This window comes from Nocardia sp. NPDC004278 (genome assembly GCF_053602975.1).
Genome location: NZ_JBSGEQ010000001.1, coordinates 173610 through 189833, shown reverse-complemented (window position 1 = coordinate 189833; position 16224 = coordinate 173610). Strand labels below are relative to the sequence as shown.

Below are 16224 nucleotides of genomic sequence, written 5' to 3'. Positions count from 1 at the left end.
ACTCCGTTGACGGCCTGCCGTATGCCGCACCCGCACTGTGGGATGAGCGATTGCGGCTGTTCTCCTTCGCTACGGCTGAGAAGCGGGCGGAGTATCTATGGGTGCTGCGGGCATTCGACAGTGCGCGCGCAGCGTATGTGGTGTTGTTGCACGCCGACGATGTGGCGACCTGGATCGAACGCAGCGGAGACGATGCGCCCCGGTTGACGGGAGCGGAGATCGGGCCGCTGCTGGATCAGCTGCACCAATGGGGCGTGGTCGAGCGCAGTTACGACGGAACGCGGGCGGCGACACTCGCGGAGTATCGGAATCGGCACTACGTCTATCAGCTCACTCAGGCCGGGTTCAAGGCATATCGGGCGGTCGCAGGGGTCCTCGAAGCGCGACTGGACGAGGCTGCACTATCGCGACTGGTGTTGCCCGAGTTGCTGGCTGATCTGAATACGCTCGCCGAAGCGAATAGGGCCGGTGACGCCGAGCGCGTCTACCGGACGCTGCGCCGTCTAGATGCCGCGCTCACCGATATGGCGGCGCGGGCCGCCCATTTCTACCTCTCGCTCGGCGATATGGTCCGCACCACCGAGATCACGCCGGAATCGTTCCTCGCGCACAAGGACGCGCTGCTCGCGCATATGCGTGAGTTCAGCATGGATCTGGCCCGTTTCGCGCCGCGGCTGGCCGCCGCTATCGGCGAGATCGAGGAGACCGGAGTCGGCGAACTGATCGAGCGGGCGGCGGGCTGCGACGAACGGGTGCTGCTGAGTGTGGCCGAGCGGCAAGCGGATTGGCGGGCGCGCTGGCAGGGGTTGCGAACCTGGTTCGTCGCGACGGCCTCCGATATTCCGGGCGAGTCGTCCTCGACCGAGGCCGATCGCCTGCGGGAGGCGACCATGAGCGCCATTGCCGCCGTACTGTCGCTTTTGCGGCGGGTCACCGAGACCCGCAAGGGCGGGGTGAGTCGCGAATCGGCACTGCGGCATCTCGCTGGCTGGTTCACCGCCGCGCCCACCGCCGACAGCGCACACGCGCTCTTCGACGCCGTTTTCGGTCTTGGCAGGCCACGGCACCTATCGCTGGAACATCCGGACGCGGAACTGATCCCGCCGATCCGGTCCTGGTGGGAGGCGCCGCCACTGGAGATCTCGCGCACCCTCGCCGAAACCGGCCGGCCACCGCAGGCCGGTGCCCCGGCCCGAATTCAGCGTAACGACGCCGGAATCCGCCGACTGCGCGAGGCCCAACTCGAGGCACAGCGCGCCCGCGCGGAGGCCGCCAAATCCCTCGCCGCCGCCGATGTGCACGACCGCGTCCTCGACGAACGCGAGACCGAGGTGTTGTTGCGCCTGCTCGATGCCGCCTCCACCGCATGGGTTCCGGTCAGCGGCCGCGTCGACGGCACCACCGGCTCCGACAGCGGCGTCACTCTCACCGTCTCCGAACATCCCGGCTCGACCGTGGTCCACACCGCCCGCGGCCTCCTGCATTTGAACAACCGCCGACTCCAGGTCGAGCAGACGGCCCGGGGACGGCGCGCATGATCCACGCCCGCCGCGTCGACTCCCTTGCCCTGGACAACTACCAGCGCGCCGCCCGGGTCATCCTCGCCAACCACCTGATCACTAGGACCTTTCCGGATCGGATCGCGCTGCCGCTGATCCGCCGCTGGGCCACCGAACTCCGCGAGGACCTGGCCGAACTGTTCGGCTACCGACTCGAGGTCACCGAAACGACGGCCCGGCTCTTCCCGGTCGTCGATCGCCTCGACTCCGGCAAACCGGCCCGCGCCGTGACCGAACGCGTCTTCGACCGCCGTCGCTACGCCTACCTGGCCCTGGCACTGGCCGCCCTCGGCCGCGCAGGTGATCAGATCACGTTGTCGGAGTTGGCCGATCAAGTGGCCGCCTATACCGGCCGGGTCGACGGCCTCGAACTGTCCCCGGACCGCGCCGCCGACCGCGATGCCTTCGTCGACGCCGTCGGCTGGCTCGCGCACCGCGGCGCGCTCACGCTGGCCGATGGTGACGCGGGCGGCTGGGCCGCCGATCCGGAGGCGGGCGAGGCGCTCTACGACATCGACCGACCGGTGGTCTTCGCCCTGTTCCGCCCGCCACGCGCGCTACAGCATCTGCACAGCGTCAGCGGTCTGCTCACCGAGGACGCCATGGCGCACGGCCCGGCCGCCAATGCGGCGGCCGCCGACGCCGCGCGCCGGGTACGCCGTGGCCTCGTCGAGCGTCCGGTCGTCTATGCGGATGATTTGGCCTACCACGAACGTCCGCTGCTGATGCAGGACCGGGTCGTCGCGGATGTCGAACTGTTCACCGGGCTGCGCGCCGAACGCCGGGCCGAGGGCGTCGCGCTGATCGATGTCTCCGGCCGCCTCTCCGATATCCGCTTCCCGGGCACCGGCACGCTGGCGCAGGTGGCGCTGCTGCTGGTCGGTGAGATCGCCGACCGCGTACTCGATATCGATCACCCGGTACCGGTCCGCCACGGTGCACCCGATCCGGCGGTCGCATTGGCCGAACAGCTCGACGGCGCCATTCCGGAATCCACCGTATTCGTCCCGCTCGCCGACCTCCCGTCGACCGATCTCGAAGTGGTGGAACAGGATTCGGATCCGGATACGGAGGCGATGGCCACGGTGCGGGCGACCTACCCCTTCGTCGAAGCGAGCTGGGTCGGCGAAACCGTACAGGCGCTCACCGACCGCTACGGTGTCACCTTCGCCGCGCAATGGCAGGCCGATGTGCCCGGACTGGCCAGGGAGGTGACCGCCCTGCTCGAACGGCTGCGCCTGGTCCAAGTGGTCACGGACGGCCTGATCATCCTGCCCGCCCTGGCGCGCTACCGGGGCGCGGTCGTCACCGTACGCACGAAGCGCGCCGCCGAATTATTCGTCACCGCCTCCGACACCATCGGAGCCGACAGCGTTGGTACGGAAGGGATCTGAAACATGTCGCTCATCCACGGCGGAGTGCGGTTCGTCCCGACCCGCGCCGGGATCATCAACCTGTGGGACTACCGCGACCAGGAGTACTGCTTCGCCGACGGCAGGCTGGTACTGCGCGGACCCAACGGTTCCGGTAAGACCAAGGCCCTGGAGGTGCTGTTCCCGTTCGTACTCGACGGCCGGATCGAACCGCGCAGGCTCAACCCGTTCGCCGGTGAAGAGCGCACCATGAAGTCGAATCTGCTGTACCGCAAGCAGGAATCGGCGTATTCGTATGTGTGGATGGAGTTCGCACGCGGTAAATGGGACGATCCGGAGGTCGTCACCATCGGCATCGGCATGCGCGCCACCCGCTCCTCCGATAAGGTCACCCGCTGGTATTTTGTCGCCGACGGCCGTGCGGGCGTGGACTTTTCGCTCATCGGCCCCGATGACCGGCCGCTCACCCGCAAGCAGCTGGCCGAGCAGATCGGCACCGACGCGATCGTCGACCGTCCGGTCGAATACCGCAATGCGATCGACGCGCGCATGTTCGGCCTCGGCACCCAGCGCTACGACCAGCTGATCAACCTCATTCTCACGCTGCGCCGCCCGCAGCTCGCGAAAAACCTCGATCCGCGCGGACTTTCACAGGCGCTCACCGATGGTCTGCGCCCACTCGACGAGCAGCTGATTCTGGACGCGGCCCGCTCGTTCAGCGATATGGAGGAGGTCGGGCGCACGCTGGAAGGGCTGGTCCACGCCGACACGGCCACCAGGTCCTTCGTGGGGGTGTACCGGAAATACCTTGCGGTACAGGCGAAGACCGATGTCGACCAGGTGCGCACCCGGCTGGACGCGGTGACCCACGCCAGCACCGCACTGTTCGCCGCCACCGCACTGCGCGAACGTCGCGAGGCCGAACGCACCACCGCCGAGGCGCGCGCCGACGATGCCGACCGCGCCTACGAACAGGCCCTCGCCGACCGGGAAACCCTGCAGCGCTCCAGCGCCTACGAGGGCAAACAGCAGCTCGACGATCTCGCCGACGCGGTGCGCCGCCTGGAGACCTCGGCCGGCGTGCACCGGGATAAGGCGCTCAAGGCGCGCCAGACCCTCGATCAGCGTGGCCAGGAGGCCGAGCGCGCCAAGGCGGCCGTACAGCAGGCGGCGGCCGCCTTGGCGCGCGGTGAGGACGAGTTGCGTGCCGCCGCCGAAGAGGCGGGTATCACCTGGGCCGGATCGGCCGACCAGGCTCGTGGCGACCAGCTCACCGCCGCGGTCCGCGGACATGCCGAGGAGCGCGACGCCGATGTGCGCGCGGTCCGCAAGGCGCTGGGTCTGATGGATTCCGCCACGGCCGAACGGACTCGGGCCGAACAGCTCGCCGAACGCGCACGGGCGCTGCGCGAATCGGCCGCCGCCGAAGTGTCCGCCGCCGAGGCCGCCGTTGTGCTGGCGCGCACCGAAACCGCTGGCGCACTGCGCACCTGGTGGGATGCGCATCGAGAGGTGTACTCCCCCATTCGGAAGAGCCTTTTCGAGGCGCTCGACGCAGCATTGGCCACTGCGGGCTCCGATGCGGCCGCCGGTGTCGGCGAGGTGCTGGCCGAACGCGCCGAACCGCTGCTCGACGACATTCGCACCCACCGTCAGGAAGCGCGGGCCAGCGCCGCGCTGGCCGGTGACCGAATTGTCGCGCTGCGCACCGAACGCGACGCCGTCGCGGCCCAACGCGACGAGGCCCCACCGGTTTTCGCCGCTCGCGCGCGCAAGGCCGAGGGTCGGGCGGGTGCTCCGCTGTGGCGGCTGGTCCGCTTCGCTGATTCGGTGACTCCGCAGCAGGCCGCGGGCATCGAGGCCGCCCTGCATGCCGCCGATCTGCTCGACAGTTGGATCTGCGCAGCAGCCGAACGCCCGGACTACACCTCCGATCAGTTCCTGGTTCCGCTACCGCCCGAGGCCAGGCCGTCCGGGCGCACACTCGCCGATGTCCTTGTCGTCGAGGACGATTCGGCCGACCTCACCGTGCCCCAGCAGGTCGTCGCCGATGTTCTCGCCTCCATCGCCCTGTACGACGAGGACTCGGATCTCGGCAGCACGGTCGCGGTGAGTACCACCGGCGGGTTCCGCCAAGGGGTGCAGGTGGGTCGCCACCACAAGCCCGAGGCCGAATTCATCGGCGCCACCGCCCGCGCCAAGCGCCGGGAGATCCGGCTCACCGAACTCGCCGCCGCGCTCGAGGCAGCCGAGCAAGCCCAGTGCCAGGCGCAGGCCGATGAAGCCGCCGCCGCTGCCGAACTCGCGCGAATCTCCGCTGCCGCCAAGGCATTACCGCGCCCGTCGGCGGTCACCGCCGCCCTGCGCGCGGTATCGGAATCTGCGGGCATGATGCGGTCGCGCTCCGAGGTGGTGGCACAGGCCGAGCGCGACCTCGACCAAGCGGTGGCCGAGGCGTCCGCGGTGGAGAAGAAGTTGCGTTCGGTCGCCCAAGCGCACCGCACCCCGCGCGATGCCCGCGAGATCGATGCCCTCGCCGCCGCCATCCGCCATTTCGAGAACACCGGAACCGGCCTGCTGCGGCTGCGCGCCGACCACGAACGGGAGCGCGAACGCGAACGCGAGGGTTCGGACCGCTTCGATGAGGCCCGCGATCTGGCCGAGGCCTTCGCCGAGGAGGCCGAGGCCGCCGATGCGGGCTACCAGGAACAGCTGCGCAAGCTCGAAACGCTGCGCGAGGCACTGGGTGCGGGCGCCGCCGATATCGATCGCGAACTCGAACAGGCCCGCGCGAAGATCGAATCGACCAGGGCGGAGCAGAAGGCCGCCCGCAAGGCCGCGAATGCGGCGATCGAGGCGATCGGTGACGCCGAGGCGGCCTTCCGTACCGCACACGAATCGCTGGGCACCGCGCTCACCGAGGTGCTCGCCGATGTGCAGGCCCTCGCGCCCTACGCACAACCGGATCTGCTCACCTTGCTGGGCGCTCCCACCGACAGCCGCTGGCCCAGCAGCGATGCCGCCTGGTCGACCCCCGAACAGTTGCTCTACCGCATTTCGGCGGCCGGACCCGAGGCCGAACCACAGGTGCTGCCCGACGAGGTCGCCGAACTCTTCGACAATCTCACCGCCGCCACGTCATCCGTGCGGGCGGGCGAGGCTGCCCGCAAATCCACCCGCAGTGCGGTCACCTCGGCGCTGCAGGAATTCGACGCCGCGCTCGCCGGTTCCGGCCGCGACTACCGGCTGCAGTGGGATGCCGCGGACGGCCTGACGGTGGTCGGGGTCCAGGACGACAACGGTTTGTCGGCGGTCGCGGACTTCGCCACCCGCATCGATGCCGCCCGCCGCGATCAGGAATTGCTGCTCACCGATGCCGAACGCCGCATTCTCGAGGATGCACTGCTGACCGGTCTGGCCCAGCAGATCCACGAACGCACCAGCGATGCGCGCGATCTCATCGCCCGCATGGGCGCGGAGATGAAACAGCGCCGCATGTCCTCGGGCAATACCATCGGCGTGCACTGGGTCCTGTCCGACGGTCTCTCCGATGCCGCCCGCGCCATGTGCAAGCTGCTCGACCGCGACGCCTCCTCGCTCGTCGCCGACGATCTGGCGGCGATCCGCGCTCACTTCGCCGCCGAGATCCGCGCCGCCCGCGCCGCGCATCCGGAGCGTTCATATCCCGAAATCCTCGCCGCGACATTGGATTACCGGACCTGGCGGGTGTTCTCCTTCACCCTTATCTCCGCCGACGGCAGCGAGGACAAGCTGACCGTGGCCCGGCACAGCGCGCTGTCGGGTGGTGAGCAGTCGGTTTCGCTGCATCTGCCGCTGTTCGCGGCCGCGCACGTCATGCTCGATTCGGCCGACCCGCAGGCCCCGCGCCTGCTCGCACTCGACGAGGCCTTCGCGGGCGTCGATGACAACGGCCGCAGCGAACTGCTGGGCCTGAGTGTGCAATTCGACCTCGACCTGTTCATGACCGGCTACGACCTGTGGATCACTTATCCGCACGTCCCGGGCTGCGCGCACTACGATCTCGCGCATTCGGCGGCCGAGAACACCGTCAGCGCGACGCTTCTGGTATGGGACAGTGGTGATCTGCTCGCCGAGCACGACGGCACCGACCTCACCGCGGCCCTCGGCTCCCCCAACCGCCGCCGTGTCCCGAACGGGATCGAAGGCGGCCTCGCACTGGACAATATGCCGGGCGCTCCCGCCCGCGTTGGCTGAAACCCGAATGGATAGTAGTGTCTTCGAGCTCCACCCCGACCCACCGCAAGGTCGCCATCGCCACCCTGGTCGGCACCACCCTCGAGTGGTACGACTTCATGCTCTACGGCACGGCATCCGCGCTGATCTTCACTAAGCAGTTCTTCCCGACGCTGAGCCCCGCCGCCGCGACACTGGCGGCATTCAGTACCTTCGCCGTCGGCTTCGGGGCGCGACCGATCGGCGGACTGCTGTTCGGCCACTACGGCGATCGGATCGGCCGCAAGACCACCCTCGTCGTCTCGCTGATCCTGATGGGTGTCAGCACCACGCTGATCGGCGCGATCCCCACCTACGACAGCATCGGATTCTGGGCTCCCGCACTGCTGGTCGGGCTGCGACTGGTGCAGGGCGTCGGACTCGGCGGCGAGGGCGCCGGTGCGGTCGTGCTGTCGATGGAGCACGCGCCGCGCGGGCGGCTCAATCGGTACGCCAGCTTTCCGCAGATGGGCACACCGGCCGGACTGGTGCTGGCCAATGCGATCTTCCTCGGCACCAGCGCGCTGCTGCCGGAGTCGGCATTCCTGTCCTGGGGTTGGCGAATTCCATTCCTGCTCAGCGCGATTCTCGTCCTTATCGGGCTCTGGGTACGGCTCGGCATCACCGAATCCGCGGACCATGCCGCCCTCATCCGGCGCGGCGAGGTCGCGGCCTTCCCGCTGCGCGACGCCCTGCGGGTGGGACCCGTTCGACTGTTGCTGATCCTGTTCGCCGCGATCGCCACCTCGGCGGTCGTCTATATCTTCATGGCATTCACCCTGAGCTACGGCACCAAAGCACTCGGATTCAGCCGAAACTTCTTGCTACTCGGCGTCATCATCGCCTCGCTCGTCTGGGCCGCGACCATGCCGCTGTGGGGCGCGCTCGCCGACCGCAGCACCACGCGTCGGGTATTCCTGGCGGGCACGGCCGCGCTGACGGTGTGGTGCGCGGTCTACTTCCCGCTGCTGAACACCGGAAACAAGGCCGTGGTTCTGCTCGCGCTGCTCGGCATGGGGGTGACGCTACCGATCAGCCACAGCGTCGGCGGAATCATTGTCGCCGAGATGTTCCCGGCGTCGGTGCGCTATTCGGGCACCTCGCTCATCGTGCAGACCTCGGTGATCCTCGGTGGCGCGCTGGCACCGCTCATCGCGACCGCGCTGTGGACCGCTGGCTCGACCTCCACGGCGGTCAGCTGCTACATCGTCGCCGTCTGTGCGCTGAGCACGATCAGCACGGCCGTACTGTGCTGGGCGCTGCCGATTCGCACATCACACACCCAGGATGAGATCTCGGAGCCGGTGCCCGTCGGCTGAACCGCAGCCCGATCGGGTCGCTCGCGATGCCGAGCTACAACCCGAGCAAACTGCCGAGCCACGGCGGAATCGGAATCGATGGCGGAATCGGCAGGACCGGCACGACCGGCGGATTCGGCAACGACGGCGCTGGAGCTCGGCCGCCGCCGTCACTCGCATCCGCGCGCAGCGCCGGGCACATCCCGCCCGGTGTGGTGGCGAGTTCGAAGTGCCACCACTCGTTCTGGTAGATCCGGCACAGGCCCCAGCGGTTTCCGTTCGTCTCCAGCCACTGTGCACCGGCCTGCGGCCCGACATCGATGGCCCGGCCCTGGACATGCGGCGACTCATTGGGCGGCAGCACCCAACGGCGCGCCTCGTCGGGGCTGCCGTAGGTTCGCACTCCGTCGTCCCACAGCGCCTGCTGCTCGGCGGGCGTGCGGTAGCCGGAATTGATGTACAGCGAGACTCCTTCGGCGTGCGCCTGGTTCTCCGCCATTGTGTACGCCGTGGCGAGCGCCGGCTCCAGGCCCTCGGTTCCGCTCGCGTTACCGGCCACCTCGCGCTGTTCGACCGGTGCGGCGGTCGCGGTGGGCATCGCCAGCCCGACGGCGACGATCGCCGGAAACAGGGCGGCAGGTATGCCCAGCCGGGCACGACGCGTCAGCAACATGCCAGCGATAGTAGCGACCTTGCCGCGAACCACCCCGCATCTACATCGGCTCCCCCACAGCGGGCAACCCCGCTCCGGCGAGCAGCACCCCGACCGCCGATCATCGGCAGCAACACACCGGCGAATGCGCGGACACCACCGCGTCCGAACAGACACCATTCACATAGCTGTCCACATATGCACAGCACAATAAGTCACCAATGTCCGAAACATCCTGTGCCACGCCCGATTTGTCGCAGCGGAAATCCCGCTGTCCACAATGTATTCCAGTGTTGTGGATCACAATCACCAACTCCCAGCTACCGTCGAGAAACCGATAACCCAGCCGCCTTCTCAGCCAACAACTCCACGAGAAGACCGACTGCGCTTGGGCCCCAGGAGTTTTGCCTGCAAGCCGACTGCCCCCGAACACAAAAGCACCCTTTGTCGGGATCCGCAGGCACAAACGGTGCGAATCCTGACAAAGGGTGCAGATTTCGACGGGGTGTTCGGGCCGGGCCACAATGCCCTCCCAAAGCTCAGGCGGGACGCGCCCACCTCGAGCGGCGAATCCCCTCCGCCGCTTCACGATTGCGATCAATCCGCTCGTCGATCTCCGTCCCGTGCGCCCGCGCATAGGCGATCGCGATTTCGATCTTGCGCGCCTGCAGATCCGATAGCTGACTCAACACGGCGATCCGGCGTTCCACCGGTCCGTCGAGTTCCTGTAGGCGCGCAACGACTTCCCACACATCCGGGCCGGCGGCCAGCGCCGCCCGGCGGTCGGAGATGGGACCTCGAAAGACGATTCCGGGATAGTCGAGCTGATCGAAACCCTCTCGGATCAGACGGTTGAGCAGTGCGGTCGAACTGGTCCCCGCACGAGCGGCGCGTTCGGCCAACCTACGGCTGGCCGATTCCGAGATACGAAACGACGTACTCATAGCCCTCCTCGACCTCCATCGACACCAGTGCAGCGATGTTCCCCAGTTCCAGGGTGCCTTGCTTCGAGGGCAATGCCACCCGGCAATCGGGGGGACATTTCCGTGTCCGCGCCAATGCCCTGATGGGGCCGGAGGTCGAGTCCGGCGGTGATCAGACGCGCTCGGCCGAACGCGTCCGCACGCGCAACGCAATCGGCTTCTGGGTTTCGGCGAAGAAGTCGTTGCCCTTGTCGTCCACGACGATGAACGCCGGAAAGTCTTCGACCTCGATCTTCCAGACCGCCTCCATGCCCAGCTCCGGATACTCCAGGACCTCGACGGACTTGATGCAATCCAGCGCCAGTCGCGCCGCGGGTCCGCCGATGGAACCAAGATAGAAACCGCCGTGTTCCTTACACGCCTTGGTCACCTGGGCCGAGCGATTCCCCTTGGCCAGCATGACGAACGACCCGCCGGCGGCCTGGAACTGATCGACATAGGAGTCCATCCGGCCTGCGGTGGTCGGACCGAAGGAACCGGAGGCGTAGCCCTCGGGCGTCTTGGCCGGGCCCGCGTAGTACACGGCCATCTCGCGCAAGTATTCCGGCATCGGCTCACCCGCGTCGAGGCGTTCCTTGATCTTGGCGTGCGCGATATCGCGGGCCACCACCAGCGGGCCGGTCAGCGAAAGCCGGGTCTTCACCGGGTATTTCGACAGCTCCGCGCGGATCTCCGACATCGGCCGGTTCAGGTCGACCTCGACCACATCGCCGCCGAGGATGGAGTCGGTCTGCTCCGGCAGGTAGTGTGCGGGCTCGCGCTCGAGCTGTTCCAGGAACACACCCTCGGGTGTGATCTTGGCCAGCGCCTGCCGGTCGGCCGAGCAGGACACCGCGATCGCGACCGGGCAGCTCGCGCCGTGCCTGGGCAGCCGCACGACCCGCACGTCGTGGCAGAAGTACTTGCCGCCGAACTGCGCGCCGATGCCGAAGGACTGGGTGAGCTTGAAGACCTCTTCTTCCAGCTCCAGATCCCGGAAGGCATGTGCCGCCAGCGAACCCTCGGTGGGCAGCGTGTCCAGGTAGTGTGCCGAAGCGTATTTCGCCGTCTTCAACGCGAATTCCGCACTGGTGCCGCCGATGACGACCGCGAGGTGGTACGGCGGACACGCGGCGGTGCCGAGCGAACGGATCTTCTCGTCCAGGAACTCGAGCATGCGCGTGGGATTCAGCACCGCCTTGGTTTCCTGGTACAGGAACGACTTGTTGGCCGAGCCGCCGCCCTTGGCCATGAAGAGGAATTTGTACGACGGATGCGCGGGATCGCCCGGGGTGGAGTACAACTCGATCTGCGCGGGCAGATTGGTGCCGGTGTTCTTCTCGTCCCACATGGTGATCGGCGCGAGCTGCGAGTAGCGCAGGTTCAGCTTGGTATACGCGTCGAATACACCGCGGCTGATCCATTCGGCGTCGTCCACACCGGTCAGCACGCCCTCGGACTTCTTGCCCATGACGATCGCGGTGCCGGTGTCCTGGCACATCGGCAGGATGCCGCCCGCGGAGATGTTGACATTCTTGAGCAGGTCCAGCGCGACGAAGCGGTCATTGCCACTGGCCTCGGGATCATCGATGATCCGGCGCAGCTGGGACAGGTGCGCGGGCCGCAGGTAGTGGCTGATGTCGTGCATCGCCTCGGCGGTGAGCAGGCGCAGCGCCTCGGGCTCGACCTGCAGGAAGGTGCGGCCGTTGTGTTCGAAGGTGTTGACGCCCTCGGTGGTGATCAACCGGTATGGGGTGTCGTCGGCGCCGATCGGCAGCAGATCTGAATAGCGGAAATCCGGCGCGGTCACGGACGCACTCCTTCGGGCGGGCCTGGGATCGGTCTACGCAGGCTGGTCACGAGCACAGCGAGCGTATCGGCCGATCACCGGCCGACCATTGCTTAGGCAAGCCTCACTCGATGCATCGCGTCAAAAGGTTGCACGTTCAACCCCAGCAGTGCTACCTCTCAGATCTGGCAGTTGTCGCGCGACAAACGCGGCACGACAATCCACCTGATATGTCAGAGTTTGGAGCGCACTCGTGACCGATCCCCACTGGCTCGATGATGTCGAAATGCGTGCGTGGGTGGGATATGTGCGCACCCGCGACCTCATCGCCGCCGCGGTCGGGCGCGACTCATCCCGGGAGTCGAACCTCACCTACGTCGAATATTCGGTGCTCGCCTATCTAGCCGACGCACCCGATCACCGACTCACCTTCGCCGATCTGGCCACCAAACTCGAATGGTCGCAGAGCAGGCTCTCCCATCAGATCACCCGCATGGAGAAGCGCGCGCTGGTCGCCAGGGAACCGATTCCCGACGACGCCCGCCGCACCGCGGCGCGGCTCACCCCGCGCGGCGCGGAGGTGCTCGGCACCGCCGCGCCCGCGCATGTGCGCAGCGTGCGCAGACATATGGTGGACATACTGGACCGCCAGCAATTGGCCGCCCTCGCCGATATCTACGACACGCTGCTCACCCATCATCGAAGAGCCGCCGCCCCCGAATAGCCCGACCGCCGGTCAAGCCGACTGTACGGCGCCCGCCGGTACACCGAGCGCCCGTTCGAACCCGTCCGGCACCACCAGATCGCCGCGATCGAGCTCGCCGACACTGGTCTTACGCAGTCCCAACAGCGCCGAATCAATACCGCCACGCAGGATGTCGAGCACATTCTCGACGCCCGCCTGCCCGTTCGCGGCCAGGCCCCACAGATAGGCCCGCCCGATCATTACCGCGCGTGCCCCCAGCGCCACCGCCTTCACCACATCACTGCCGCGCCGGATGCCGCCATCGAGCACCACCTCGATCTGTGACCCGACCGCATCGGCCACCACGGGCAGGGCCCGGATCGCCGCCGGAGTGCCGTCGAGATTATTGCCGCCGTGATTGGATACCGAGATCGCCGCGACACCGGCGTCGACTGCGCGCTGCGCGTCGTCGACCCGCATCACCCCCTTGAGCATGACCGGACCATCCCACTGCTCGCAGATCCATGCCACATCGGCCCAATCCGGTGCTGGCGTGCCCATCCACTCGCCATACGCACCGAAAAAGCCCGGTGCCGGTCCATCGCCGACGGCCATATTCGGCGCGGTGAGATCCGGAATATGCCCGGACCGAGCGTAAGTCGCGAGCCAGCGCGGCCGCGCCAGGGTCTGCGGTGCGAATCTCAGCATGGTCTTCAGGTCGAGCTTTTCCGGGATCACCGGGCTGCCCCAGTCGCGTCCGTGTGAGAAGGACCAGTCCAGGGTCAGGATCAGACCGACCGCGCCCGCCGCCTTGGCGCGCGACATCCGTTGCAGGATCTCATCTTTCGAACCGCACCAGTACAGCTGGAAGAAGGTCGCCGGATTCGCCGCGATGACCTCCTCGATGGGCTTGCTCGCGAAGGAACTGAGTCCCATGGCGATGCCGCGCGCCGCGGCCGCACGCGCCACGGCCACCTCACCGTCCGGGTGCACCGCCTGCACGCCGGTGGGCGAGATCAGCACCGGCATCGAAAGCTGCTGTCCCAGCAGGGCTGTCGACTGGTCACGAGCGCCGATCGGACCCGCGCAGTGCGGCGCGAAGCCGAGTTCGGTGAAGGCCCGCTGATTTTCCTCGATGGTCTGGCCGCGCTCGGATCCGGCGATCAGCGCGCCGTACACCGATTTCGGTAGTCGTTTCTTTGCCCGCCGCTGCGCTTCGGCAACGGTTTCGAACCACGGGTTCACGAGAGGGATCCTTTCGGGGAAGCCACCGGCCACCACAGCCGGATCTGTTCGTTCAGGTCAGTGGTCAGTTGCTGCAGCAGGGCATGGCCCTCTGCGGCGCTCGCGCCATTCGGATCGCCCAGTACGCCATTGGCGCTCACCGCGCGCACTCCCCCGGCACGCAGCAGCGGCAGTATCTCGGCCAGTGGCCGGGTATCGCCTGCGACGGCGAGCTCGGCACGGACGACATCGGGCCGCAGCGCCAATTGCATGGCGGTCTCGGCGCGGCCCGCGTGTGGATCACCCGGATAGCGCGGCATATACACCCGCACGTCACGGGATTCACTGCGCAGCAGCGCCGCGGCCGCGCGCAGCGGTTCGAGATTGCCGCCGTGCCCGTTGACGAGCACGATGCGGTCGAAGGTCTCTGTGGCCGAACGGCACAGCTCCACGATCAGCAACTCCAGGGCGGTCCGCCCGATCGACAGCGTGCCGGCGAAACCCGCGTGTTCACCGCTGGATCCATAGGGAATCGGCGGTGCCACGAGCACATCCGGGCGCAGTTCAGCCAGTCGCGCACACAATGCCACCGCGATATCGGTATCGGTCGACAGCGGCAGATGTGGTCCGTGCTGTTCGGTCGACCCCACCGGCACGGCCAGGATCGCCCCCGCAGCGGCGCGCTCACCGGCTTCCGGCCAGGTCAGCCGCGCGGCCACACTGTGGTCCGCGACACTTTCCAACATGCCGCGAGATTATCGTCAGCGACTGACATAATCAATACCGTGACAGATGCCAGGGTGCGGGGCCGTCCACGCGGCACGACCAAGCGCGAACTCGAACTGATCGCCATGCGACTGTTCACCGAACAGGGCTTCGACGAAACCACCGTCGACCAGATCGCCACCGCCGCCGGTATCAGCGGGCGCACCTTCTTCCGCTACTTCCCGTCCAAGGCGGAAGTGCTCTGGTACCAGTTCGACGACGAGGTCGCGGCGCTGCGCGCGGCCTTCGCCACCGTGCCCGATGACGAGCCGATGATGACCGCGGTGCGCCGAGTTGTGGTGAACGCCAACCGATATCGCGCCGAGGACGTGCCCGAACTGCGCGTTCGCATGCAGCTGGTCGGCAGCGTGCCCGCGCTCGCCGCCACCGCGGGCGCACATTACGACGCCTGGGAGCGCGCGGTGAGCGCCTTCGCCGCACGTCGACTCGGCGAACCCGAGGACGGCCTGCTCCCGCTCGCCGTCGGCCGTACCACACTGGCCGCCGCGCGTGCCGCCTTCGATGCCTGGCTCACCCGCGCCGACACCCACCTCACCGTCTACCTCGACGAAGCGCTCGCAGCCCTGGCACGTGGATTCGCGCCGCGGGCCGAGGATTCGGATCTACCATCGAGCTAACGGCAGGTTTCACCGGCGACCGAGATGGGGTATGACTAGGCTCGGTATCGGCGCGCAGCCGAAGGTACGACTATCCCGACAATCCCGTCGAAAGGGGCTGGAATTTCCATGTCCGAGGTGTCCATGAGCCTTTCGGCGGATTCTCTGCCCGTAGGACCCGTCGACACGCTGCTTCCACAGCTGGTCGAACACCTGCGGCAGAACCGAACTGCGCTGCGCGAAGAGTGGGCCAGGCGGATCACCGATGCTCAGCTGCTGACCGCGATGACCCCGGAGGAGATCTTCTCCGAGGCGACCTCCATGTACGACAACTACGTCGAGGTGCTCGTGACCGGTAGCGTCGAGGCCTTGCAGGCCTACGCGCGCGACCTGTCCGAACGCATCATTCCGAGAGGAGTCGACACCGACGAGGTCCTCGGCATCGTGCTGCTCCTGCGTGACGTGCTGGCTCGCTCGCTGTTCGAGAAGTACCAGGCCGACTTCGACTTACTGAACGCGGTCCTGGACGCCTATGAGCCCGCCGCGAACCGCATCGCGAGCACCGTCGCCATCTCGTTCGTGCAGGAGCGCGAACGCGTCATCCGCCAGCAGCAGGAAGCCATTCGCGAGCTGTCCACCCCGGTGCTCCAGGTCCGTGAGCAGCTGCTCATCCTGCCGATCATCGGTGTGCTCGACTCGCAGCGCGCTCGCCAGCTCACCGAACAGCTGCTGCGCGCCATTCGCGCCAATCGCGCGAAGGTGGTCGTCATCGATATCACCGGTGTGCCGAAGATCGACTCCACGGTGGCCAACCATCTGGTGCAGACCGTTGACGCGTCCGGTCTGATGGGCGCCAATGTGATCATCACCGGCCTGTCCTCCGAGATCGCGCTCACCCTGGTGACCATCGGCCTGGATCTGTCCAAGATGAACGCGGTCGGCGACCTCCAGGGCGGTATCGAAGAGGCCGAACGCCTACTCGGCTATGAGGTGACCCGGGTAACGGATCGCATGCTCACCGAGCGCGATGGGCGCTGATCGGACCA

General features: G+C 67.4%; 12 protein-coding genes. 7 read left to right on the top strand and 5 right to left on the bottom strand.

Annotated features, from left to right (window positions below; genetic code table 11):
- The first annotated feature begins 50 nt into the window (after positions 1-50).
- The 4 genes from ACWEO2_RS00865 to ACWEO2_RS00850 are packed head-to-tail and all read left to right on the top strand — an operon-like array spanning position 51 to position 8505.
- Entirely contained in the window at positions 51-1538 is a 1488-nt protein-coding gene (locus ACWEO2_RS00865) for a TIGR02677 family protein (protein ID WP_452403694.1), read from the top strand.
- Positions 1538-2953 (top strand): TIGR02678 family protein, encoded by a 1416-nt coding sequence (locus ACWEO2_RS00860; protein ID WP_452403693.1) that lies wholly within the window; start codon positions 1538-1540, stop codon positions 2951-2953. The genes ACWEO2_RS00865 and ACWEO2_RS00860 overlap by 1 nt, the downstream gene beginning before the upstream one ends.
- Before the next feature lie 3 nt (positions 2954-2956).
- Positions 2957-7168 carry a TIGR02680 family protein gene (locus tag ACWEO2_RS00855; RefSeq protein ID WP_452403429.1) on the top strand — a complete coding sequence of 1404 codons (4212 nt, stop codon included), beginning with the start codon at positions 2957-2959 and terminating at the stop codon, positions 7166-7168.
- A gap of 17 nt (positions 7169-7185) precedes the next feature.
- Positions 7186-8505, top strand: a complete 1320-nt coding sequence (locus tag ACWEO2_RS00850; RefSeq protein WP_452403428.1) for an MFS transporter — start codon at positions 7186-7188, stop codon at positions 8503-8505.
- A 34-nt stretch (positions 8506-8539) separates the two neighbouring features.
- On the opposite strand, the gene ACWEO2_RS00845 is transcribed toward ACWEO2_RS00850, so the two are convergent.
- From ACWEO2_RS00845 to ACWEO2_RS00835, 3 genes are all read right to left on the bottom strand, one after another.
- Positions 8540-9157 carry a M15 family metallopeptidase gene (locus tag ACWEO2_RS00845; protein WP_452403427.1) on the bottom strand — a complete coding sequence of 206 codons (618 nt, stop codon included), beginning with the start codon at positions 9155-9157 and terminating at the stop codon, positions 8540-8542.
- Between the two features lie 518 nt (positions 9158-9675).
- Complete coding sequence (locus ACWEO2_RS00840) at positions 9676-10080, bottom strand: hypothetical protein (protein ID WP_452403426.1); 405 nt, start codon at positions 10078-10080, stop codon at positions 9676-9678.
- A 151-nt stretch (positions 10081-10231) separates the two neighbouring features.
- Positions 10232-11908, bottom strand: coding sequence for a fumarate hydratase (locus ACWEO2_RS00835; RefSeq protein WP_452403425.1), 1677 nt, complete (start codon positions 11906-11908; stop codon positions 10232-10234).
- A gap of 232 nt (positions 11909-12140) precedes the next feature.
- Here ACWEO2_RS00835 and ACWEO2_RS00830 point away from each other — a divergent pair, with 232 nt between their 5' ends.
- Positions 12141-12611 (top strand): MarR family winged helix-turn-helix transcriptional regulator, encoded by a 471-nt coding sequence (locus tag ACWEO2_RS00830; RefSeq protein ID WP_355178867.1) that lies wholly within the window; start codon positions 12141-12143, stop codon positions 12609-12611.
- A 12-nt stretch (positions 12612-12623) separates the two neighbouring features.
- Here the strand turns inward: ACWEO2_RS00830 and mftD are convergent, their stop codons facing one another.
- Together mftD and mftE are read right to left on the bottom strand one after the other, a co-directional pair.
- Entirely contained in the window at positions 12624-13817 is a 1194-nt protein-coding gene (gene mftD / locus ACWEO2_RS00825) for a pre-mycofactocin synthase MftD (RefSeq protein WP_452403424.1), read from the bottom strand.
- Positions 13814-14542, bottom strand: a complete 729-nt coding sequence (gene mftE / locus ACWEO2_RS00820) for a mycofactocin biosynthesis peptidyl-dipeptidase MftE (protein ID WP_452403423.1) — start codon at positions 14540-14542, stop codon at positions 13814-13816. The genes mftD and mftE overlap by 4 nt, the downstream gene beginning before the upstream one ends.
- A gap of 39 nt (positions 14543-14581) precedes the next feature.
- Between mftE and mftR the strand changes: the two genes are divergently transcribed.
- Together mftR and ACWEO2_RS00810 are read left to right on the top strand one after the other, a co-directional pair.
- The gene (gene mftR / locus ACWEO2_RS00815; protein ID WP_452403422.1) at positions 14582-15199 is read left to right on the top strand and encodes a mycofactocin system transcriptional regulator; all 618 of its coding nucleotides are present in this window, start codon (positions 14582-14584) and stop codon (positions 15197-15199) included.
- Positions 15200-15307: 108 nt separating this feature from the next.
- Positions 15308-16216: an STAS domain-containing protein gene (locus ACWEO2_RS00810; RefSeq protein ID WP_355178859.1), complete on the top strand. Its 909-nt coding sequence runs from the start codon at positions 15308-15310 to the stop codon at positions 16214-16216.
- Positions 16217-16224: the final 8 nt, after the last annotated feature.

Bases quoted from the DNA above. Each gene is read 5' to 3' on its own strand.
- ACWEO2_RS00855 (WP_452403429.1), top strand. From the start codon at position 2,957: ATGTCGCTCATCCACGGCGGAGTGCGGTTCGTCCCGACCCGCGCCGGG.
- ACWEO2_RS00845 (WP_452403427.1), bottom strand. From the start codon at position 9,157: ATGTTGCTGACGCGTCGTGCCCGGCTGGGCATACCTGCCGCCCTGTTT.
- ACWEO2_RS00840 (WP_452403426.1), bottom strand. From the start codon at position 10,080: ATGAGTACGTCGTTTCGTATCTCGGAATCGGCCAGCCGTAGGTTGGCC.
- mftE (WP_452403423.1), bottom strand. From the start codon at position 14,542: ATGTTGGAAAGTGTCGCGGACCACAGTGTGGCCGCGCGGCTGACCTGG.
- ACWEO2_RS00810 (WP_355178859.1), top strand. From the start codon at position 15,308: ATGTCCGAGGTGTCCATGAGCCTTTCGGCGGATTCTCTGCCCGTAGGA.